A 22,534-nucleotide genomic window follows, 5' to 3' on the forward strand; every position below is an offset into this window, starting at 1 on the left:
GGACGGACGGATGTCTATCGACTGGGTCGGTCGCCCCGTTACACCCTGGTCCGTGGAGCGAATGCCGCTGGCGCCGAACAACAGGTCCCGCACGGTCTGGTCAGATCACGACTGCATCGCCGTCCCGAGAGTAGAGGCGTTCGGCGGGCGTCGCACCCGCAAAGCCACGATCAGCCACACAGTTGCAGACCTGTGACCGAAACACGCAAAGGGGCGCCCCCGTCGATGACGGAGGCGCCCCTCGGCGCTGCAGCTGGAGACCAGCCGCTTGGTGTTACTTGGTGATCTTGGTGACTCGGCCGGCGCCGACGGTACGACCACCCTCACGGATGGCGAACCGCAGACCCTCGTCCATGGCGATCGGCTGGATGAGCTTGACGCTCATCTCGGTGTTGTCGCCGGGCATGACCATCTCGGTGCCCTCGGGCAGCGTGACGACGCCCGTGACGTCCGTGGTCCGGAAGTAGAACTGGGGGCGGTAGTTGTTGAAGAACGGCGTGTGCCGCCCGCCCTCGTCCTTCGACAGGATGTAGACGTTGCCCTCGAACTCCGTGTGCGGAGTGGTGGTGCCGGGCTTGACCACGACCATGCCGCGCTCGACGTCCTCGCGCTTGATGCCGCGGACCAGCAGGCCGACGTTGTCGCCCGCCTGGCCGCTGTCGAGCAGCTTGCGGAACATCTCGATGCCGGTAACGGTGGTCTTGGTGGACTTCTCGCGGATGCCCACCAGCTCGACCTCCTCGTTCACCTTCAGCTCGCCACGCTCGATGCGGCCGGTGACCACGGTGCCGCGGCCGGTGATGGTGAAGACGTCCTCGACGGGCATCAGGAACGGACGCTCGGTGTCGCGGACGGGGTCCGGCACGCTCTCGTCCACGGCGTCCATGAGCTCGACGATCTTCTCGGACCACTCCGGGTCGCCCTCGAGGGCCTTGAGCGCAGAGACGCGGACGATCGGGGCGTTGTCGCCGTCGAACTCCTGGTCGCTGAGCAGCTCACGGACCTCCATCTCGACGAGCTCGAGGATCTCCTCGTCGTCGACCATGTCCGACTTGTTCAGCGCCACCAGGATGTAGGGGACGCCGACCTGACGGGCGAGCAGCACGTGCTCACGCGTCTGGGGCATGGGGCCGTCGGTCGCCGCAACCACCAGGATCGCGCCGTCCATCTGGGCCGCACCGGTGATCATGTTCTTGATGTAGTCAGCGTGACCGGGGGCGTCGACGTGCGCGTAGTGACGCTTCTCGGTCTGGTACTCCACGTGGGAGATGTTGATCGTGATGCCGCGCTGACGCTCTTCCGGCGCCTTGTCGATCTGATCGAAGGCCGAGGCCTCGTTCAGGTCGGGGAACTTGTCGTGCAACACCTTGGTGATGGCAGCCGTCAGCGTGGTCTTGCCGTGGTCGACGTGACCGATGGTGCCGATGTTCACGTGCGGCTTCGTCCGCTCGAACTTCGCCTTCGCCACTGAATGTCCTCCTGGACTTGCGCGCTGCGCCTTGTGGCACAGCAGGTCTGGTTGTCTGAATCGTGTAGTGCTGGTGTTCGTCGTGCTCGTGCTAGCGCCTGCGCACAGCTGAAATCACTGCTTGCAGACTATCGTCCCCGATGGGTTACTCCCCCGTCGCCTTGGCGATGATCTCCTTGGCCACGTTGGCCGGGACCTCGGCGTAGGAGTCGAACACCATCGAGTAGTTTGCCCGGCCCTGCGTGCGGGACCGGAGGTCACCGACATAGCCGAACATCTCCGACAGCGGCACGAGCGCCTTGACGATGCGCGCACCACTTCGTTCCTCCATGGCCTGGATCTGGCCACGGCGGGAGTTGAGGTCGCCGATCACGTCGCCCATGTAGTCCTCGGGCGTGATCACCTCGACCGCCATCAGCGGCTCGAGGATGACCGGGCCGGCCTGACGAGCAGCCTCCTTGAGCGCCATGGAACCGGCGACCTTGAAGGCCATCTCGGAGGAGTCGACCTCGTGGTAGGCACCGTCGAGCAGGGTCAGCTTGATGTTGACCAGCGGGTAGCCGGCCAGGATGCCGTACTGCATGGCGTCCTGCGCACCGGCGTCGACCGACGGGATGTACTCGCGGGGGACGCGCCCACCGGTGACCTTGTTCTCGAACTCGTAGAGCGCGCCGTCCTCCGAGGTGAACGGCTCGAGCTTGATGATCACCTTGGCGAACTGGCCGGAGCCACCGGTCTGCTTCTTGTGCGTGTAGTCGTACTTCTCGACCGTCTTGCGGATGGTCTCGCGGTACGCCACCTGCGGCTTGCCGACGTTGGCCTCGACCTTGAACTCGCGACGCATGCGGTCCACCAGGATGTCCAGGTGGAGCTCGCCCATGCCGCCGATCACGGTCTGGCCGGAGTCCTGGTCCAGGTGCACCTTGAAGGTCGGGTCCTCCTCGGCGAGCTTCTGGATCGCGATGCCCAGCTTCTCCTGGTCGGACTTCGTCTTCGGCTCGATCGCCACCTCGATGACCGGGTCCGGGAACGTCATCGACTCGAGGATGACCTGGTGCTGCGGGTCGCACAGCGTGTCACCGGTCGTGGTGTCCTTCAGACCGATCACGGCGTAGATGTGACCGACGCTCGCGTTGGGGACCGGGTTCTCCTTGTTGGAGTGCATCTGGAAGATCTTGCCCAGACGCTCCTTCTTGCCCTTGGTGGAGTTGACCACCTGGGCACCGGAGTCGACCCGCCCGGAGTACACCCGGACGTAGGTCAGCTTGCCGAAGAAGGGGTGCACCGCGATCTTGAACGCCAGAGCCGCGAACGGCTCGTCAGCGGCCGGCTTGCGGACGAGGAGCTCCTCCTCGTTGCCGGGCGCGTGGCCCTGCACCGACTCGACGTCCAGCGGGGACGGCAGGTAGTCGACCACGGCGTCGAGCATGGGCTGCACGCCCTTGTTCTTGAACGCCGAGCCACACAGCACCGGGTACAGCTCGCTGGCCACGGTGAGCTTGCGAATCGCCCCCTTGACCTCCTCGACCGTGAGGTCCTCGCCACCGAAGAACTTCTCCAGCAGGGCCTCGTCGGACTCCGCGACGGTCTCGAGCAGCTCCTGGCGGTACTGCTCGGCGCGCTCGGCGAGGTCCGCCGGGATCTCCTTGACCTCGTACTTCTCGCCCAGCTTCGTCTCGCCGGTCCAGACCTTGGCGTTCATCTCGACCAGGTCGACGATGCCCTCGAACTGGTCCTCGGCACCGATCGGCAGCTGGATGACCAGCGGCTTGGCGCCCAGGCGGTCCTTGATGGTGTCGACCGTGTAGTAGAAGTCCGCGCCGAGCTTGTCCATCTTGTTGACGAAGCAGATGCGCGGGACGTCGTACTTGTCGGCCTGGCGCCAGACCTGCTCCGACTGGGGCTCGACGCCCTCCTTGCCGTCGAAGACCGCCACCGCGCCGTCCAGCACGCGCAGGGAGCGCTCCACCTCCACGGTGAAGTCGACGTGACCCGGGGTGTCGATGATGTTGATCTGGTTGTTGTTCCAGAAGCAGGTCACCGCGGCAGAGGTGATCGTGATGCCGCGCTCCTGCTCCTGCTCCATCCAGTCAGTCGTCGAGGCACCGTCGTGGGTCTCACCGATCTTGTAGTTCACACCGGTGTAGAAGAGGATGCGCTCGGTAGTGGTGGTCTTACCGGCATCGATGTGCGCCATGATGCCGATGTTGCGGACCTTGTTGAGGTCGGTCAGCACTTCCTGTGCCACGAGTGTGGTCCCCGCTTACGTTCATCGGTGGGTCAGCGGTGAGGTGATCACACACAGACCCTGGTGGTGGTCGATCTTCTTGTGCAGCACGTTCTGGTCGAGAAGGTGGTGGAGCTGCCCGGGGCCTGGGCCCCGGACCGGCTCACCAGCGGTAGTGCGCGAAGGCCTTGTTCGACTCGGCCATCTTGTGGGTGTCCTCGCGACGCTTGACCGCCGCACCGAGGCCGTTGCTGGCGTCGAGCAGCTCGTTGGCGAGGCGCTCCACCATGGTCTTCTCGCGACGGGCGCGAGAGAAGGTGACGAGCCAGCGCAGCGCGAGGGTGTTCGCACGGCCGGGCTTGACCTCGATCGGGACCTGGTAGGTGGCGCCACCAACGCGGCGGCTCTTCACCTCGAGGGCCGGCTTCACGTTCTCCAGCGCCTTCTTCAGGGTCAGCACGGGGTCGGTGCCGGTCTTCTCGCGGCAGCCCTCCAGCGCACCGTAGACGATCGACTCCGCGATCGACTTCTTGCCGTCGAGCAGGATCTTGTTGACCAGCTGGGTGACGACCGGGGATCCGTAGACCGGGTCGTTGACCAGCGGGCGCTTCGGTGCGGGGCCCTTGCGAGGCATTAGCTCTTCTCCTTCTTCGCGCCGTACTTGCTGCGGCCCTGCTTGCGACCCTTGACGCCCTGGGTGTCAAGGGAGCCGCGAATGATCTTGTAACGCACACCAGGGAGGTCCTTCACGCGACCGCCTCGCACGAGCACCATGGAGTGCTCCTGCAGGTTGTGGCCCTCACCGGGGATGTACGCGGTGACCTCGACCTGGCTGGTCAGCCGGACACGAGCCACCTTGCGCAGAGCGGAGTTCGGCTTCTTCGGGGTGGTGGTGTACACGCGAGTGCACACGCCACGACGCTGGGGACTCCCCTTCAACGCCGCCGTCTTGAGCTTGGCGACCTTGTCCTGGCGACCCTTGCGGACCAGCTGCTGGATGGTGGGCATAGACCGGCTTTCTCGTATTGATGCGATCGGTGCGATCGTGGCTTCTCTGTACGTGACGTCGTTGGTGCTCGTGCAGCCTTGTCCCCGCGGTCGGGCGTGTCGGACTCCCCAACAGCAACATCCTGCGCGGAGACCTCGTGCTCACGGTCTCCCGGAATGGACGGGCACACTGCAATCCCGACCGAGGCCGGGCACGACCGCCAACGATACCTTTTCAGTTGCGGTGAGGTCAAAATGACCCCGCTCCGCGCTCCCTGTCGGCGCCACCGTGGGCCCCAGGCAGAGTGCCTGGGGCCCACGGGGTGGCACCAGCTCGGAGGTCAGCGGTAGTCGCTGCCGCCGAACCCGTAGTCGTCCAGCGGGACCGCAGCGCCCGTGCCGGTTCCGAAGGCGTCGGGCGAGTAGTACCCGTCGTCGAAGGACGGCATGGCGTAGGCGGCCGCGCGGGCCTCCTCGGTCGGCTGCACCTGGATGTTGCGGTACCGGTTGATGCCGGTACCCGCCGGGATCAGCTTTCCGATGATCACGTTCTCCTTCAGGCCCACCAGCTTGTCCCGCTTGCCGTTGATGGCGGCATCGGTGAGCACGCGGGTGGTCTCCTGGAAGGAGGCCGCCGACAGCCACGACTCGGTGGCCAGCGACGCCTTGGTGATGCCCATGAGCACCGGACGGCCGGCGGCCGGCTCGTTGCCCTCGGCCACGACGCGCCGGTTGGACGCCTCGAACTCGCTGCGCTCGGTGAGTGAACCGGGCAGGAACTCGGTGGCACCGGAGTCGATGATGGTCACGCGACGCAGCATCTGCCGCACGATCACCTCGATGTGCTTGTCGTGGATCGACACACCCTGGCTGCGGTAGACCTTCTGGACCTCGTCCACCAGGTGCATCTGCACCTCGCGGGGCCCATCACGCGCAGCACCTCGTGCGGGTCGGACGCGCCCTCGAGGAGCTGGTCGCCCACCTCCACGTGGTCACCGTCCTGGAGCACGCGCTCGGTGCCGTCGACCGCGATGGTCTTCAGGCGCGAACGCTTGGACAGCTTCTCGTACACGACCTCCTCGCCCCCGTCGTCGGGAACGATGGTGATCTTGTAGAAGCGGTCGTTGTCCTCCAGCCGGATGCGCCCGCTGACGTCGGCGATCGGGGTCTTGCCCTTGGGCACCCGTGCCTCGAACAGCTCCTGCACACGCGGCAGACCACCGGTGATGTCGTCACCGCCGACGCCACCGGTGTGGAAGGTGCGCATGGTCAGCTGCGTGCCGGGCTCACCGATGGACTGTGCCGCGACGATGCCGACGGCCTCGCCCACGTCCACCAGCTTGCCGGTGGCCATGGAGCGGCCGTAGCAGGTCGCGCACACGCCGGTGGCCGACTCGCAGGTGAGCACGCTGCGCACCCGCACCTCGGTGACACCGCCGTTGAGTAGCGTCTCCAGCGCGGGGTCGCCCAGGTCCGAGCCCGCGGGCACGACGACGTTGCCGTCGGCGTCCACCGCGTCGGAGGCCAGCGTCCGTGCGTAGGTGCTGGTCTCCACGTGGGCGTCGCGCACCAGGGTGCCGTCGGGCTGACGCTCCGCGATGGTCATCATGATGCCGCGCTCGGTGGCGCAGTCGACCTCGCGGACGATGACGTCCTGCGACACGTCCACCAGACGGCGGGTGAGGTACCCGGAGTCGGCGGTGCGCAGCGCGGTGTCGGCCAGACCCTTGCGGGCGCCGTGGGTGGAGATGAAGTACTCCAGCACGGACAGACCCTCGCGGAAGTTCGCCTTGATGGGACGGACGATGTTCTCGCCCTTGGTGTTGGCCACCATCCCTCGCATGCCGGCGAGCTGCACGACCTGGTTCATGTTTCCTGCCGCACCCGACTTCACGATCATCGGGATCGGGTTGTCGTCGGGGAAGTTGGCCTCCATCGCGGCGGCCACCTCCTCCTTGGCTGCGGTCCAGATCTTCTCGAGGTCGCTCTGCCGCTCGGGAGCGGCGATCTTGCCCCGGGCGAACTTCTTCTCGATCTCGTCGGCCTGCAGCTCGTAGCCGTCCAGGATCTGCTGCTTGTTCGGCGGCACCAGGACGTCGGAGATGGCCACGGTGACACCCGAGCGGGTGGCCCAGTAGAAGCCGCAGTCCTTCAGCTTGTCCAGCGTCTGGGCCACGACCACCATCGGGTAGCGCTCGGCGAGGTCGTTGACGATCGCCGCCTGACGCTTCTTCGGCATGGCCTCGTTGACGAACGGGTAGTCCGCCGGCAGGAGCTGGTTGAAGATCACCCGACCGAGCGACGTCTCCGCCACCCACGGGTCACCCGGCTTCCAGCCCTCCTCCAGCATCCGCGGCTCGTCGGCCTTGGACGGGCGCAGGTCGCTGACCCGGATGCGGGTCATCGCCTGCACCGACAGCACGCCACGGTCCATCGCCATGATCGCCTCGGCCGGCGTGGAGAACACGCCGCCCTCGGCCACGTCGGCGCCGGCGAGGCGCTCACCCGGAGCACCGTCGACGATCCGGGTGAGGTGGTAGAGGCCGGTGACCATGTCCAGACGCGGCATGGCCAGCGGGCGACCCGATGCCGGCGAGAGAATGTTGTTCGACGACAGCATCAGGATGCGTGCCTCGGCCTGGGCCTCGGCACTCAGCGGCAGGTGCACCGCCATCTGGTCACCGTCGAAGTCGGCGTTGAACGCCTCGCACACCAGCGGGTGCAGCTGGATGGCCTTGCCCTCGACCAGCTGGGGCTCGAAGGCCTGGATGCCCAGACGGTGCAGGGTCGGCGCGCGGTTGAGCAGCACGGGGTGCTCGGAGATGACCTCCTCGAGGACGTCCCACACCTGGGCGCGACGACGCTCGACCATCCGCTTGGCCGACTTGATGTTCTGCGCGTGGTTGAGGTCCACCAGCCGCTTCATCACGAAGGGCTTGAAGAGCTCCAGCGCCATCAGCTTGGGCAGACCACACTGGTGCAGCTTCAGCTGCGGACCGACGACGATCACCGAACGGCCGGAGTAGTCCACGCGCTTGCCCAGCAGGTTCTGGCGGAACCGACCCTGCTTGCCCTTGAGCAGGTCGCTCAGGGACTTCAGGGGCCGGTTGCCCGGACCAGTGACCGGACGACCGCGACGACCGTTGTCGAACAGGGCGTCGACGGACTCCTGCAGCATCCGCTTCTCGTTGTTGACGATGATCTCGGGCGCGCCGAGGTCGATCAGTCGCTTGAGGCGGTTGTTGCGGTTGATCACGCGGCGGTACAGGTCGTTCAGGTCGGAGGTTGCGAACCGGCCACCGTCGAGCTGGACCATGGGACGCAGGTCCGGCGGGATCACCGGGACACAGTCCAGGACCATGCCCTGCGGGTTGTTGCGGGTCTGCTGGAACGCCGCGACCACCTTGAGTCGCTTGAGCGCGCGCAGCTTCTTCTGGCCCTTGCCGCTGCGGATGGTCTCGCGCAGCAGCTCGGCCTCCGCGTCGATGTCGAAGACCTCCATCAGCTTCTGGATGGACTCCGCACCCATGGCCGAGGTGAAGTACTCGCCGTAGCGGTCGACCAGCTCGCGGTGCAGCATCTCGTCGATGACGAGCTGCTTGACCGACAGCTTGGTGAAGGTGGTCCAGATCTCGTCGAGACGGTCCAGCTCACGACCGGCGCGGTCGCGGATCTGGCGCATCTCGCGCTCGCCGCTGTCCTTGACCTTGCGGCGGACGTCGCTCTTGGCGCCCTCGGCCTCGAGCTCGGCCAGGTCGGCCTCGAGCTTCTGGGCCCGGGCCTCCAGGTCGGCGTCACGCTGGTTCTCCACGGTCTTGCGCTCGCTGACCATCTCGGCCTCGAGGGTGGAGAGCTCGTTGTGGCGCAGCTCGGTGTCGACGCCGACGATGACGTAGGCGGCGAAGTAGATGATCTTCTCGAGGTCCTTGGGGGCCAGGTCGAGCAGGTAGCCCAACCGGGACGGAACGCCCTTGAAGTACCAGATGTGGGTGACCGGGGCGGCGAGCTCGATGTGGCCCATCCGCTCGCGGCGCACCTTGGCACGCGTCACCTCGACGCCGCAGCGCTCACAGATGATGCCCTTGAAGCGGACACGCTTGTACTTGCCGCAGTAGCACTCCCAGTCCCGGGTGGGACCGAAGATCTTCTCGCAGAACAAGCCGTCCTTCTCAGGCTTGAGCGTGCGGTAGTTGATGGTCTCGGGCTTCTTGACCTCGCCGAAGGACCAGTGGCGGATGTCGTCTGCCGTGGCCAGTCCGATGCGTAGCTCATCGAAGAAGTTGACGTCGAGCACGTCGCTTCCTTCTCCCTTGGGGGTAGTGGCGCTCATGGTGCGAGCGGCCTAGGGGTGTGGACTTGTCCCTCCTCCGGTGCAGCCCGCGTGGGGCTGCACCGGAGGAAAGTGGTCGGCTCACCGGGTGAGCCAAACCTGCTGAGGCGGTTCGCCGCCTCAGTTCACGACGTCTTCGACGGTCACCGACTCGTTGCGGGAGAGGTTGATGCCGAGGTTGGCAGCAGCACGCTCCAGGTCCTCGTCGTCACCCCCGCCCATCTCGATCGCCGCGCCGTCACTGGAGAGCACCTCGACGTTGAGGCACAGCGACTGCAGCTCCTTGAGGAGCACCTTGAACGACTCCGGGATGCCCGGCTCGGGGATGTTCTCGCCCTTGACGATGGCCTCGTAGACCTTCACACGACCAAGGACGTCGTCCGACTTGATCGTGAGCAGCTCCTGCAGCGTGTACGCCGCGCCGTAGGCCTGCATCGCCCAGCACTCCATCTCACCGAAGCGCTGGCCACCGAACTGCGCCTTACCACCCAGCGGCTGCTGCGTGATCATCGAGTACGGGCCGGTGGAGCGGGCGTGGATCTTGTCGTCCACCAGGTGGTGCAGCTTGATGATGTACATGTAGCCAACTGCCACCGGGTACGGGTACGGCTCACCGGAGCGACCGTCGAACAGGGTGGCCTTGCCGTCGCCCTTGACCATCATCTCGCCGTCCCGGTTGGGCAGCGTGGACCCGAGCAGCCCGGTGATCTCGTTCTCCCGAGCACCGTCGAACACCGGGGTGGCCGTGCGGGTGCCCGGCTCCGCGGAGTAGAGCTCCTCGGGCAGCTTGCTGGCCCAGTCCGGGTCGCCGTTGATCTGCCAGCCGGTCTTGGCGATCCACCCGAGGTGGACCTCCAGGATCTGGCCCAGGTTCATCCGTCGCGGAACACCGTGGGTGTTCAGGATGATGTCGATCGGCGTGCCGTCGGGCAGGAAGGGCATGTCCTCGGCGGGCAGGATCTTGCCGATGACGCCCTTGTTGCCGTGCCGGCCGGCGAGCTTGTCGCCGTCCTGGATCTTGCGCTTCTGGGCCACGTAGACGCGGACCAGCTCGTTCACGCCGGGGGGCAGGTCGTCGTCGTCGTCGCGGGAGAACACCCGGATGCCGATAACCTTGCCGGTCTCGCCGTGGGGCACCTTGAGGCTGGTGTCGCGCACCTCGCGGGCCTTCTCGCCGAAGATCGCGCGCAGCAGCCGCTCCTCCGGGGTGAGCTCGGTCTCGCCCTTGGGCGTGACCTTGCCGACCAGCACGTCACCAGGCTGGACCTCGGCGCCGATGCGGATGATGCCGCGGTCGTCGAGGTCGGCCAGCACCTCCTCGGAGACGTTCGGGATGTCCCGGGTGATCTCCTCGGCACCAAGCTTGGTGTCGCGGGCGTCGATCTCGTGCTCCTCGATGTGGATCGAGGTGAGGGTGTCGTCCTGGATCAGCCGCTGGCTGAGGATGATCGCGTCCTCGTAGTTGTGACCCTCCCACGGCATGATCGCCACGAGCAGGTTCTTGCCCAGGGCCATCTCGCCGTTCTCGGTGCAGGGACCGTCGGCCAGGACCTGGCCGGACTCCACCCGCTGACCCTCGTCCACGATGGGGCGCTGGTTGGTGCAGGTGCCCTGGTTGGAGCGGGCGAACTTGCGCATGCGGTAGGTCTGGCGGGTGCCGTCGTCGGCCATCACGGTGACGTAGTCGGCCGAGACCTCCTCGATGACGCCAGACTTGCTGGTGACGATGACGTCACCGGCGTCCACCGCGGCCCGCAGCTCCATGCCGGTGCCGACCAGCGGTGCCTCGCTGCGCACCAGCGGGACCGCCTGGCGCTGCATGTTGGCGCCCATCAGCGCGCGGTTGGCGTCGTCGTGCTCCAGGAACGGGATCATCGCCGTGGCGACCGACACCATCTGGCGCGGGGAGACGTCGATGTAGTCGACGCCGTGCGGGTCGATGTAGTCGACCTCGCCACCCTTGCGGCGGACCAGCACGCGCTCGTCGGCGAGGTTGCCCTCGGCGTCGAGCGTCGAGTTGGCCTGCGCCACGACGAAGCGGTCCTCCTCGTCAGCGGTGAGGTAGTCCAGCTGGTCGGTGACGTGTCCGTCGACGACCTTGCGGTACGGCGTCTCGATGAACCCGAAGGGGTTCACCCGCGCGTAGGACGACAGCGAGCCGATCAGGCCGATGTTCGGGCCCTCAGGGGTCTCGATCGGGCACATGCGGCCGTAGTGGCTGGGGTGCACGTCGCGGACCTCGAAGCCGGCGCGCTCACGAGACAGACCACCCGGGCCCAGCGCGGACAGGCGACGCTTGTGCGTCAGTCCGGACAGGGGGTTGGTCTGGTCCATGAACTGGCTCAGCTGGGAGGTTCCGAAGAACTCCTTGATGGCCGCCACGACGGGACGGATGTTGATCAGGGTCTGGGGCGTGATCGCCTCGACGTCCTGGGTCGTCATCCGCTCGCGCACCACGCGCTCCATCCGGGACAGACCCACGCGGATCTGGTTCTGGATGAGCTCGCCGACGGTGCGCAGGCGCCGGTTGCCGAAGTGGTCGATGTCATCCACCTCGACCGGGACCTCGACGCCGCCGGGGGCGGTCATCGTGGTCTCGCCCGCGTGCAGGCGCACCAGGTACTCGATGGTGGCGACGACGTCTTCCTCGGTCAGCGTGCTGCTGGTGACCGGCTGGCCCGCGTTGAGGCCGAGCTTCTTGTTGATCTTGTAGCGGCCGACCTTGGCCAGGTCGTAGCGCTTGTCCTTGAAGAACAGGTTCTCCAGCAGGGTCTGCGCGCTCTCCCGCGTGGGGGGCTCGCCCGGACGCAGCTTGCGGTAGATGTCCAGCAGGGCCTCGTCGGTGCCCGCGGTGTTGTCCTTCTCCAGCGTCGCCATCAGGATCTCGCTGAAGCCGAAGCGCTCGGTGATCTGCTCGGTGGTCCAGCCCAGCGCCTTCAGCAGCACGGTGACCGGCTGGCGGCGCTTGCGGTCGATGCGCACACCCACGGTGTCGCGCTTGTCGACGTCGAACTCCAGCCACGCACCGCGGCCGGGGATCACCTTGACGCTGTGCACGTCCTTGTCGGTGGCCTTGTCGACCGCGTGGTCGAAGTAGACGCCCGGGGAGCGCACCAGCTGGGAGACGACGACACGCTCGGTGCCGTTGATGACGAACGTGCCCTTGTCGGTCATCATCGGGAAGTCACCCATGAACACCGTCTGGCTCTTGATCTCGCCGGTGTTGTTGTTGATGAACTCCGCGGTGACGAACAGGGGCGCCGCGTACGTCATGTCCTTGTCCTTGCACTCCTCGACGGAGGCCTTGACCTCGTCGAAGCGCGGGTCGGAGAAGGACAGCGACATCGAGCCGGAGAAGTCCTCGATCGGGGACAGCTCCGTGAGGATGTCCTCGAGGCCACCGGACTCGGCGTTGTCGCCCCGGGAGAGCGCCCGCTCGCGCCACACCGGCGAACCGATCAGCCACTCAAAGGAGTCGGTCTGCAGGTCGAGTAGGTCTGGCACCTCCAAGGGCTCTTTGATCTTTGCGAACGAAACCCTCTTGGGGGCACCAGGGATGCCTACAAGCTTTGACTGGTCAGCAGGACCGGTCTTCTCGGGAGTGGTCTTGGTCTGGCGGGAGACTGCCAAGATGCATCCTTCCAGCACCTCATGCGGGCCGTCGCTGCTCGGACGGCCGCTGCTTTGTCGACACTGAACGACGGCTCTACCATGGGCAGATCCCTCGTCCAGACTCTGTTGCGGGCGGCCTGCTCTCGACCCCGGGTGTAGCTGATTTTGGGGTGCGGACAGCAGGAGACCAGCGCAACGTTGGAGTTTAGCCCCTGTTTCGGCCGTTGTCGAGTCGGGCAGCCTCGATCCCACGCAGTCAAGCTGCGCGCGCAGGCACAAGCGTGGACGCCACCTGCCGGTGCGTCAAGGGCGCCACGCGCGGCGTGTCGGGTCCCGGCGACGACCCGGGACCGGGGCGGGCCCGGGCGGCGCGGCGTGATCAGGCCTCGGTGAGCCCGGACAGCAACCACTGCCCGTTGTCCCGCAACAGGTTTGCCGTGAATCGGTAGCCGCTGGCCTGCAGGGCCTGACCGTTGTTGTCGGCGTTGATCACCACGAAGGCGATCACCTCGGCGCGGTCGCCGCTGAGCAGCCGGACCCCGTTGGAGACCACGGTCGCGCTGGTGGTGGTCTTGGCCTGGGTGGCCACCTTGCGGATGTTGTCCCGGTTGGAGTTGTACTGGTTGGCCATCTCCGGCGTCATCAGCTTCACCGCGGCGTCGAAGTCGGCATCCAGCGTGGTGTGGCTGTAGGTGTAGGCGGTCTTCAGCACGTTGGCCGCCGCAGCGTTGACCTCCTGGGTGGCCGGCTGGTCCACCAGCGCGGTGTTGGCGGTGTCGCCACCGTCGCCGGAGCTGTTGTGGATCACCGAGGTGACGGCGAGCACGACCGCCGCGACCAGCATGAGCGCCACCAGGGCGGACACCGCGATCCACCGCGGGTTGCTCAGCGAGGTGCGGGACGGTCGGTTCCGCCGCTGCCGCGGGCGAGCACTGGCCGGCTGCGCGGAGCCTGCCGAGGCCGCTGGGCTCTGAGTGGTGGTGCTGCTGGGGTCCGGCCGGCCGGTGTCCGCGGAGCTGGGAGCTGCCGTCGTCGAAGCGTGCGGCTGCGGGTCCTGCGTGGTGGGGCGGGCACGGGTGCCAGCCACCGCCGGGCGGCGCCGGGGGGTGGGACGGGGTCCCGGGCCCTTGCGGTTCACCGGTGGCATCGGTACGTGCTCCTCTCGCAGCTGCTCGGACGGTGGTGGCGGCGGGTGCCGGTCACTGTCCGGCCTGCGTCGGCTCGTTGGGCTGCAGGTTGGAGACCTTCCAGCCATCTGCGGTGCGGACCATGGCCAGGGTCAGCGCCAAACGCTGCTTCTGGCCCGTTCCGCCGGCCTGCTCCGAGCCACCGGGCGCGGCGGCCGGGCTGCTGGGCGCAGGTGCGGCGCTGGGATCGGTCGAGCCGCCGGGGGCCGGCGCTGGGGTCGGGCTCGGGGCGGGAGCTGGCGTGGCACTGGTGAAGGTGGTGTCCACGAAGACCAGCGCGCTGGCCGTGCCGGCGCCGGAGTCGAGCTCGGTGAGCGCGGCGTTGGTGACCGTCGAGGTGACGGAGCCCTTGGTCTGCGCGATCCGCTGGGTGAGCTGCGCCTCCTGCTGGGCGTACTGCTCGGCCAGCTCCCCGGTGATGGCGTTGCGCCACGCCTGCAGGGTGCCCTGCGGGTCTCCGCCGTTCACCGTGGTCATGGTGGCCCCGACGCTGCGGGCGGCTTCCACGGCGGCGTCGCGATCGGCGGTCACCGACGTGGGGCCGGACTCGCTGAAGCTGTCCACGGTGTACCAGATCGCTCCGCCCAGCAGGGCAGCCGCGACCACGACCGCGGCTGCTGCCGTGGCGACCTTGGTTCGTCCGGGCTGGCGATCCCCGGTGCCCCGGCCGTCGTCGCCTGCACCGTCCTCGGCCTCCGTGGCGGTGCCGGCGCTGCGGGCGCTGCGGGCGGCGGTGCCGGTCGCGTCGCCGGACTTCTTGCTCAGGTCAGGAGCAGCTGGCTCCCCCTGTGCGGCTCCCGTGTCGTCGGTGGGGGCCCCGCCGTCCTGGCGGCGGCCGTGGTTGCTGTCGTCGACGCCGTCAGCGTCGAGGCGTGATTCATCCATTGCCATACATAGTGCCGGACTTCTCCGACATGCTCCGTTCTTCGATCAGTGCGCTGCGGACAGCGCCAGGGTGAGCAGTCCGGCGCCACCCCGAGAGGATCTCACGACCCGAAGATCAACCGGTTGAGCAGGCCGGAGAGCTGGTTCACCAGCACCCCGGAGTCCTGGCTCAGCGCGCCGCTGTTGTAGCCGGCACCACCGGACTGCACCGGCGGCAGCACCGGGCTGCCGGGCTGGGCGACCGCGTGCTGGGTGCCACGGACCGAGATGGGGCTGCCGTTGGGCTCTGCGCAGTAGGCGTTGGTGTTCAGCGGGGCCTTGTCGTAGTAGTCGTTGAACGCGGGGTTGGCCGCGCGCTGCCGCTCCAGCTCCTGGTAGGTGCCCTCGTAGCCGGCGGTGCACGGGAACGGGTCGTTCACGTTGAGCACCAGGCCGAAGTGGGCGAAGCCGTCGCCCGGTGCGCTGGTGAACCCGGCGGCCGCCACGGCGGGCAGCAGCTGGTTGATCGCCCGGAGGCCATCGGTGCGGGCCGAGGTCACGGTGGTGACCGTGCCGAGGTTGGCCACCGTGTTGGCCAGCGACGCGGAGCTGCTGTCCAGCAGGGCCCCCACCTCGCTGCCCGCGGACTGCCCGGTGGTGATCAGCCGGCGCAGGTCGGGGTCGCTGGCCTGCAGCTGCTGGGTGACCAGCTGCAGGTCCCGGCTGAAGCCGATGATGGAGGAGCCCTCGGAGCGCTGGGTGTCCAGCACGGTCTGGGCGTCGCTGATCAGCCGCAGCGTCTGCGGCTGGTTGTCGATCGCGGTGGTGGTGAGCAGGTTGCCCTGGTCGAGCAGGCGCTGCAGCGACGGGCCGAGGCCGTTGAAGGCGGTGCCCAGCTCGGAGACGACCGTGCGCAGGGACTCCACCGGCACCGACCGCACCAGCTGGTCCACGCTGCTGAGCAGCTTCTCGGTGGTGACCGGGACCGCGGTGCGATCCATCGGGATCACTGAGCCCGAGCTGAGGAATGGCCCCTCGTTGGTGTTGGGCTGCAGATCGACGTACTGCTCGCCCACCGCGGACCGGTTGGCCACCACGGCCTTGAGGTCGGTGGGGATGTCCGGGGTGTTGTCGTTGATCAGCAGCTCCACCGACACACCGCGGTCGGTGAGCGTGAGCGGCCCGACCGTCCCGATGGCCACGCCACGATAGGTGACCTCGGCGTTCTCAAAGATCCCGCCGGAGTTCTGCAGCTCCATCTGGACGGAGTAGCCCGAGGACCACAGGTACTTGTCCAGCCCCACGTAGCGCACCCCGGTGAAGGTGATGCCGAGGATGGTGATGACCAGGAAGGCGACGAGCTGCCACCTCACCAGCTTGCTTCTCATGGTGCCCCCTGGGCGACGGTGGCTTGGGGCAGGGGCAGCGCCGGCAGACCCAGCAGGGTCGGGTCGAGCACGCCGTTGCTGATGATCGTGCCGAGGTTGAGGTCCGCGGTGAGGTTGAGGTTGACGAAGTTGCCCGCGACCGTGTCGATCGCGGCGTCGGTGAACGGGAAGGTCAGCAGGATCTCCAGGGACTTGGCCAGGTTGTCCCCGGAGTCGGCCAGGGACCGCAGCGTCGGGGAGAGCGCGTTGAGGTCGGCCACCAGGCTGTCCCTGCTCCGGTTCACGACGTTGGTCGCCACCACGCCCAGCTGGTCCAGCTGACGCAGGAGCAGCGTCAGCTGCGGCCGCTGCTCGTCCAGCGTCTGCACTCCGGCGGGCAGCTGGTCCAGCGCGGTGGTCAGGTTGACCCGCTGGCTGTCCACCGTCTTGGAGAGGGTGTTGAGGCCGTCCAGCGCCCGGTTGATCTCCCCGCGCTGGGTGTTGAGGCCGCCGATGAGGATGTTGGTCTGCTCCAGCAGCGAGCGGACCTCCCCCTCGCGTCCGCTGAGGGCGGAGTTGAGCTCGCGCGTGATGGTCTGCAGCTGGGCGACGCCGCCGCCGTTGAGCAGCAGGGACAGCGCGCCGAACACCTCCTCCAGCTCAGTTCCACGCGTGGTGCTCGCGAGCGGGATGGTGGCACCGTTGCCGAGCTTGCCCGTGGCCTGCTCGCCCTGCGGGGGCGAGAGGGTCACGTACTTCTCCCCCAGCAGGCTGGTCTGGTCGATCGAGCCGATGGCGTTGGCCGGCAGGTCGACGTCTCCGTTGAGCTTGAGCTTGACCTGGGCCGTCACCCCGTCCGGGGCCAGGTCGATGCTGTCCACGCGGCCCACGTTGACGTCGTTGACCTTGACGTTGGACTGCGGCACCAGGTCGAGGACGTCGGTGAAGTCGACCGTCACCTCGTAGGGGTTGGCGCCGAGGTCCGCGCCACCGGGCAGGGGCACCCCGTACAGGCCGCTGAACCCACAGCCGGTGCTGAGCAGCACCGCCGAGACCGCGGCTGCGGCGCTGGTGCGTGCCTTCGTGCTGATGCGCATCACTGCCCTCCCACGAGCGGTAGCGCCGGCGCGGCGGGCGGCCCTGCGGCTCCGTCGACCTCCAGGAAGTGCGGCGTCGGAATGACCAGCTTCCCGCCCTGCCCGTCGGCGATCGTCTTGCAGTAGTCGGTGATGGGCCCGACGTTGCCCCCCAGCGAGTCGTAGATCGCGTTGCCGGGGGCGAGCCGGCCCGGCTGGATCAGGTTGCAGATCAGCAGGCCGGGGTTGGACAGCTCGTTGAAGTTCAGCCGGGTGTCCAGCGTGCCCGATCCCGCGTTGTAGGCACTGATCAGGTTGGTGGCGGCGATCGGCGCGGTGTCGAGCACCTCCGCCAGCGCTCCCCGTTGCTTGGCCAGCACCCCGGTGATCGCCGACAGCCCGTCGAGGTTGCTGCTCAACGACTGCCGGTTGTCCCGCACGAAGGTGGCCACGTCGCCCAGTGCCAGCGACAGCTGCTGCAGCGCCAGGCCCAGGTCGGTGCGCTCGTTGGCGAGGAAGCCGGAGAAGGAGGCCAGCTGCTGGGCGAACTGCTGCACCTGGGCGTCGTTGGCGGCCAGCGTGGTCACGAACGTCTGCAGGTTGGTGACCGTGGAGAACAGGTCACCACGGGAGTTGGCCAGCGTGCTCACCGCCTGGGAGAGCTGGTCGAACGTCGCACCCAGCGCCTCACCGTTGCCCTCCAGGTTCGCCGCACCGGTGTTGAGCAGGTTGGTGAGGGCGCCGTCGGCGTTGGCCCCGTTGGGCCCGAGCGCAGTGGCCGTCTTCTCCAGGCTTGCCGACAGCTCGTCCAGCTCCACCGGAGTGGCCGTGCGGTCCCGGGGGATGACGTCGTTGTCGGCCAGCTTGGGCCCGCTGGTGTAGGTGGGCAGCATCTGGATGTATCGGTCGGCGACGACCGTCGGCGCCACGGCAGCCGCCCTGGCGTTGGCGGGCAGTGGCACGTCCGGGTCGAGGCTGAGCACGACCTTCACCTGGTCGCCCTCCGGCTCGACCGAGTCCACCTTGCCCATCTTCACGCCGAGCACCCGCACCTCGCTGCCCGGGTAGATGCCCACCGTGGTGCCGAAGTAGGCAGTCACCTTGGTGGAGGCCGGACGCAGGAACGCCCACCAGACAGCGGTGGCGACCACCAGCACGACGACGAGACCCAGCACGACGGGCCGGACTAGTCCACGACCACGCACGTCAGTTACCCCCTGACTCGGTGGAAGGAATGGTGCCGGTGTTGACCGAGGGCGGAGCGCTCTGTCCGCCGGCGAGCTGAGTGATCTCCGGCAGCAGCAGGTTCGGCACGATCGAGTCGAACCAGCGGCCGTTGCCGAGGGCGTTGCCGAACAGCCGGTAGTACGGAGCGAGCAGCGCGAGGCCAGTGTCGAGGTTGCCGAGGTTGGCGGTGAGGATGTTGACCACCCCCTGCAGCTGGCCGAGCACCGGCCCGAGCTGCGCCCGGTTGTCGTTGACCAGGCCGACCAGCTGCTGCGACAGCGACTGGGTGTTGGTCAGCAGGGCCGAGATGGCGTCCCGACGCTCGTTCAGCGCGGCCAGCAGCGTGCTGCCGTCGTTGAGCAGGGCGGCGAACTGGGCGTTGCGGTCGGCCAGGATCTGGCTGGTCTGCTTGGTGGCACCCAGCAGGGTGGTCAGCTCCTTGTCCCGGCTGGACACCGTCTGGGACAGCCGGGTGACTCCGTCCAGGGCCGAGCGGATGTTCTCCGGGGTGCCCTCGAACGCCTGGGTGAGCGCCTGGAAGCTCTGCGCCAGCTGGTTGGTGTCGATGTCGCCGAGGGTGTTGCCCAGGCCGGAGAACGCCTCGACCACGTCGTAGGGCGCGACCGTGCGGTCCCGGGGGATGGACGCGTTGGGGTCCGCGTTCTCAGCGCCCAGCGGGTCCAGCGCCAGGTACTTCTGGCCCAGGATGGTCTTGATCTTGATGGCCGCGGTGGTCTCGTTGCCCAGCCAGGCGTCCTTGACCTGGAAGCTGACCACCACGTGGTCACCGTCGAGCTTGATGTCCTTGACCGAGCCCGACCGCACACCGGCCACCCGCACCTCGTCACCGGTCTTCAGACCCGCTGCCTCGCTGAAGTCTGCGGTGTAGACGGTGCCGCCACCCACGATGGGGAGGTTGTCGCGGAAGATCACCGCAGCCAGGATCAGGGCCATCACCACCAGGGCGATGACCCCGCTCACCGCGGGGTTGCGCTTGCGTTGTCCAGCCATCACTGCCCCTGCTTGTAGCACCGCGGAGCGGTGTTCGTGTAGATCGGCAGCTGCGTGCTCGCGATGCCCGTGGGCAGAGCCAGCGGCGGGACGCTGCCGCCCAGACCGAAGGAGATGTCGGCGCTGCACAGGTACTGGTTGAACCAGGACCCGTAGCTGGCGGTGCGGTTCACGCCGTCGAGCTTGGTCGGCAGGTTGACCAGGAAGGTGTTCACCCGGGCCTCGTTGCGGTTGAGGTTGGCCGAGACGTCGCCGAGGGCAGCGATGCTGCTCTGCAGCGGCGACCGCGCCGGCCTGAGCAGCGCGGTGGTGGCGTCAGCCAGCTGGGACAGCGAGGAGATCGAGGACGTGATGGCCTCGCGGTCCTGGGAGAGCCCGGAGACCAGCTGCTGCAGCGAGACCACCAGCGAGCTCACCTTGTCCGAGCGCTGGTTGACCGTGTCCAGCACGGTGTTCAGGTTGCCGATCAGCTCGCCGATGACGCGGTCCTTGTCGGCGATGCTGTTGGTGAGCGTGGCGGTGTTGGCCACCAGGCTGTTCACCGTGCCGCCCTCCCCCTGCAGGACCTGGATGATCTCGTAGGAGAGCTGGTTGACCTGGGCCGGCTCGAGGGCCTGGAACAGCGGCTTGAAGCCGCCGAACAGCACCGTGAGGTCCACCGCGGGCTCGGTCTGCTCGACCGGGATCACCCCGCCGTCGGCCATGCTGCCGCTGCTGGCGCTGTCGCCCTGGCCCACAGCGATGTAGCGCTGGCCGACGATGTTGCGGTAGCGCAGCGTGGCCGTGGCGTCGGCGGGGATGGTGCGGTTCTTCTCCAGGTCCATGTTGACCTCGGCGAGCCGCTTGTCCTTGATCTTGATCTTGCTGACGCGACCGACCTTCACGCCGGAGATGCGCACGTCGTCACCGACGTTGAGCCCGGTCACGTCGGTGAAGACGGCCTTGACCGCCGGTCCGCCGCCGGAGCCGCTGTTGGAGATGGTGGCAGCGAGCAGACCAGTGGCCAGCAGGGTGATCAGGATGAACGCCCCCAGCTTGAGCAGGGGTGGCACGAGACTCTTCACTTGATCGTCACCTCGTTGCCCCGCAGCGCCGGTGCACCGACGAGCGCGCTCCACCCGGGCACCTCGGCGGGATCCGTTCCGTTGGCCTGGGCGAAGATCGTGGCGAGCAGCTCCTGCTCCGACACCGAGCCGGCCACACCCAGCCCGGCGCTGTCCGTCGGCAGCGAGGACGCCTGGAAGTCGGCGTTGGTGGACGGTGGCTTGTAGGCGCCGTCCTGGACCGGCCCGCCGGGGTACTGCGGGAAGTTGCCCACGGCCGGATCCACGATCGGGTAGCAGGCCGGGCCGCGGTCGTCGGTGATGTTGGGCTCGTCTCGTCCGGGCACGTACTTGCCTCGACTCTTGGTGATCTCCAGCTTCAGGTTCAGCCCCGGCCGGGCACTCCCCTTACCCAGGGTGCCGTCGATGTTGGGCACCAGCCGGGCGAACTGGTCGAACACGCAGGGGTACTGGGGCGAGAAGCGCGCCAGCAGCTCCAAGGTCTCCACGGAGTCGTTGCTCAGCCGGATGATGTTCGCGCCGTTGGCGTTGAGGAAACCGGTGAGGTTGGCCGAGGTGGCCGTGACCGTGGAGTACAGCAGGTCGAGGTTGTTGCGCTGGTCCACCACCGTGTTGGTGGTGGTGGTCAGGTTGGCCAGCGCCTGCAGCAGGTCCGGCGCGGCAGCGGTGTAGGTGTCGGCGAAGTCGGCGAGGCCGCTGATGTCGGCCTGCAGGGCCGGCAGCTCCCGGTTGAGCGAGGTGACCAGGGTGTTCAGCTGCGACAGGTTCTGGCCGAGCTGCTGGCCACGACCATCGAGCGCCTGGGCCACTGCGCCGAGCGTGGAGTTGAGCTCAGCCGGCGGCACGGCCCGCAGCACGGGGAGCAGGCCGTCCAGCACGCGCTGGATCTCCACGGTCTCCTGGGTGGTGTCCTGGCGGATCACGTCACCACCGCTGATCGGCTCGGCCTGGGCGGCGGGCATCACCAGGGACACGTACTTGTCCCCGAACAGCGTCTTGGGCAGGAAGCGCGCCGTGACGTTGTTGGGGATGAGCTCAGCCTTGTCCGGCTGCAGCGCCAGGGTCAGCTCGGCGCGGCCGTCAGCGGTGGTGATCTCCCGGACCTCGCCCACGATCAGCCCGTTGAGCTTGACGTCGGCCTCGGGCAGCAGCTGGTTGCCCACGCTGTCGGCGGTCATGGTCACGCGCACCACGGAGACGAACTTCTTCTGGTAGATGAGCACCGTGAGCACCAGCCCACCCACGATGAGCAGCACGAACAGCAGGCCCAGCAGCTGACGTCCCCAGGACGTACCGGTCCTCATCCCGCGATCCTCACCGACGTGGTGGTGCCCCAGATGGCCAGGCTCAGGAAGAAGTCCAGGACCGAGATGGCCACGATCGCCGTGCGCACCGCCCGGCCCACGGCCACACCCACGCCGGCGGGACCGCCGCTGGCGTTGTAGCCGTAGTAGCAGTGCACCAGGATGATGACGACCGCGAAGACCAGCACTTTTCCGAACGACCAGAGCACGTCTATCGGTGGCAGGAACAAGTTGAAGTAGTGGTCGTAGCTACCTGTCGACTGTCCGTAGAACAACGTCGTGACCGTCCGGGACGCCAGGTAGGACATCAGCAGGCCGATGACGTAGAGCGGCACGACCGCCACGAACCCGGCGATGATCCGGCTGGTGACCAGGAACGGCAGGCTGGGCACGGCCATGACCTCGAGGGCGTCGATCTCCTCGGAGATCTTCATGGCGCCCAGCTGCGCGGTGAAACCGCAGCCGACCGTGGCCGACAGCGCGAGACCAGCCACCAGCGGGGCGATCTCCCGGGTGTTGAAGTAGGCGGAGATGAAGCCGGTGAAGACCGCGCTGCCGATCTGGTTGAGCGCGGCGAAGCCCTGCAGACCGACCACCGTCCCGGTGAACACCGACAGCGCGGCGATCACGCCCACCGTGCCGCCGATCACCGCGAGCGCGCCGCTGCCGAAGCTGACCTCGGCCAGCAGGCGCAGCACCTCCTTGGAGTACTTGCGCAGCGTCTGCGGGATCCACAGGAGCGCACGCACGTAGAAGGAGAACTGGTCGCCCAGGTCCTCCAGCGCGCCCCGCGGTCGATCGACCGCCCGC

General features: G+C 67.7%; 14 protein-coding genes and 1 pseudogene. All 15 read right to left on the reverse strand.

Annotation, left to right across the window (positions count from 1 at the left end):
- Positions 1-274: 274 nt before the first annotated feature.
- Positions 275-1,468 carry an elongation factor Tu gene (gene tuf / locus ELX43_RS14210; protein WP_127783993.1) on the reverse strand — a complete coding sequence of 398 codons (1,194 nt, stop codon included), beginning with the start codon at positions 1,466-1,468 and terminating at the stop codon, positions 275-277.
- A 145-nt stretch (positions 1,469-1,613) separates the two neighbouring features.
- Complete coding sequence (gene fusA / locus ELX43_RS14215; RefSeq protein ID WP_127783994.1) at positions 1,614-3,716, reverse strand: elongation factor G; 2,103 nt, start codon at positions 3,714-3,716, stop codon at positions 1,614-1,616.
- Between the two features lie 142 nt (positions 3,717-3,858).
- Complete coding sequence (gene rpsG, locus ELX43_RS14220) at positions 3,859-4,329, reverse strand: 30S ribosomal protein S7 (RefSeq protein ID WP_127783995.1); 471 nt, start codon at positions 4,327-4,329, stop codon at positions 3,859-3,861.
- Entirely contained in the window at positions 4,329-4,703 is a 375-nt protein-coding gene (rpsL, locus tag ELX43_RS14225; protein WP_127783996.1) for a 30S ribosomal protein S12, read from the reverse strand. Before rpsL ends, rpsG begins: the two co-directional genes overlap by 1 nt.
- Positions 4,704-5,023: 320 nt before the next feature.
- Positions 5,024-8,976: pseudogene (locus ELX43_RS14230) on the reverse strand (DNA-directed RNA polymerase subunit beta').
- A gap of 156 nt (positions 8,977-9,132) precedes the next feature.
- The gene (gene rpoB, locus ELX43_RS14235; RefSeq protein WP_127783997.1) at positions 9,133-12,660 is read right to left on the reverse strand and encodes a DNA-directed RNA polymerase subunit beta; all 3,528 of its coding nucleotides are present in this window, start codon (positions 12,658-12,660) and stop codon (positions 9,133-9,135) included.
- Between the two features lie 343 nt (positions 12,661-13,003).
- Entirely contained in the window at positions 13,004-13,489 is a 486-nt protein-coding gene (locus ELX43_RS14240) for a hypothetical protein (protein ID WP_127783998.1), read from the reverse strand.
- A 334-nt stretch (positions 13,490-13,823) separates the two neighbouring features.
- Positions 13,824-14,696: a hypothetical protein gene (locus ELX43_RS14245; RefSeq protein ID WP_127783999.1), complete on the reverse strand. Its 873-nt coding sequence runs from the start codon at positions 14,694-14,696 to the stop codon at positions 13,824-13,826.
- A gap of 101 nt (positions 14,697-14,797) precedes the next feature.
- Positions 14,798-16,063 (reverse strand): MlaD family protein, encoded by a 1,266-nt coding sequence (locus tag ELX43_RS14250; RefSeq protein ID WP_127784000.1) that lies wholly within the window; start codon positions 16,061-16,063, stop codon positions 14,798-14,800.
- Entirely contained in the window at positions 16,060-17,139 is a 1,080-nt protein-coding gene (locus ELX43_RS14255) for an MCE family protein (RefSeq protein ID WP_127784001.1), read from the reverse strand. The genes ELX43_RS14250 and ELX43_RS14255 overlap by 4 nt, the downstream gene beginning before the upstream one ends.
- Positions 17,139-18,323 carry an MCE family protein gene (locus ELX43_RS14260; protein ID WP_127784002.1) on the reverse strand — a complete coding sequence of 395 codons (1,185 nt, stop codon included), beginning with the start codon at positions 18,321-18,323 and terminating at the stop codon, positions 17,139-17,141. The genes ELX43_RS14255 and ELX43_RS14260 overlap by 1 nt, the downstream gene beginning before the upstream one ends.
- A 1-nt stretch (position 18,324) precedes the next feature.
- Positions 18,325-19,356: an MCE family protein gene (locus ELX43_RS14265; protein WP_127784003.1), complete on the reverse strand. Its 1,032-nt coding sequence runs from the start codon at positions 19,354-19,356 to the stop codon at positions 18,325-18,327.
- Complete coding sequence (locus ELX43_RS14270) at positions 19,356-20,420, reverse strand: MCE family protein (RefSeq protein WP_127784004.1); 1,065 nt, start codon at positions 20,418-20,420, stop codon at positions 19,356-19,358. Before ELX43_RS14270 ends, ELX43_RS14265 begins: the two co-directional genes overlap by 1 nt.
- Positions 20,417-21,724, reverse strand: a complete 1,308-nt coding sequence (locus ELX43_RS14275) for an MCE family protein (protein ID WP_127784005.1) — start codon at positions 21,722-21,724, stop codon at positions 20,417-20,419. The genes ELX43_RS14270 and ELX43_RS14275 overlap by 4 nt, the downstream gene beginning before the upstream one ends.
- Entirely contained in the window at positions 21,721-22,506 is a 786-nt protein-coding gene (locus ELX43_RS14280; protein ID WP_241249931.1) for an ABC transporter permease, read from the reverse strand. Before ELX43_RS14280 ends, ELX43_RS14275 begins: the two co-directional genes overlap by 4 nt.
- Positions 22,507-22,534: the final 28 nt, after the last annotated feature.

The sequence above is a fragment of the Rhodococcus sp. X156 genome, assembly GCF_004006015.1.
Classification (GTDB): domain Bacteria; phylum Actinomycetota; class Actinomycetes; order Mycobacteriales; family Mycobacteriaceae; genus X156.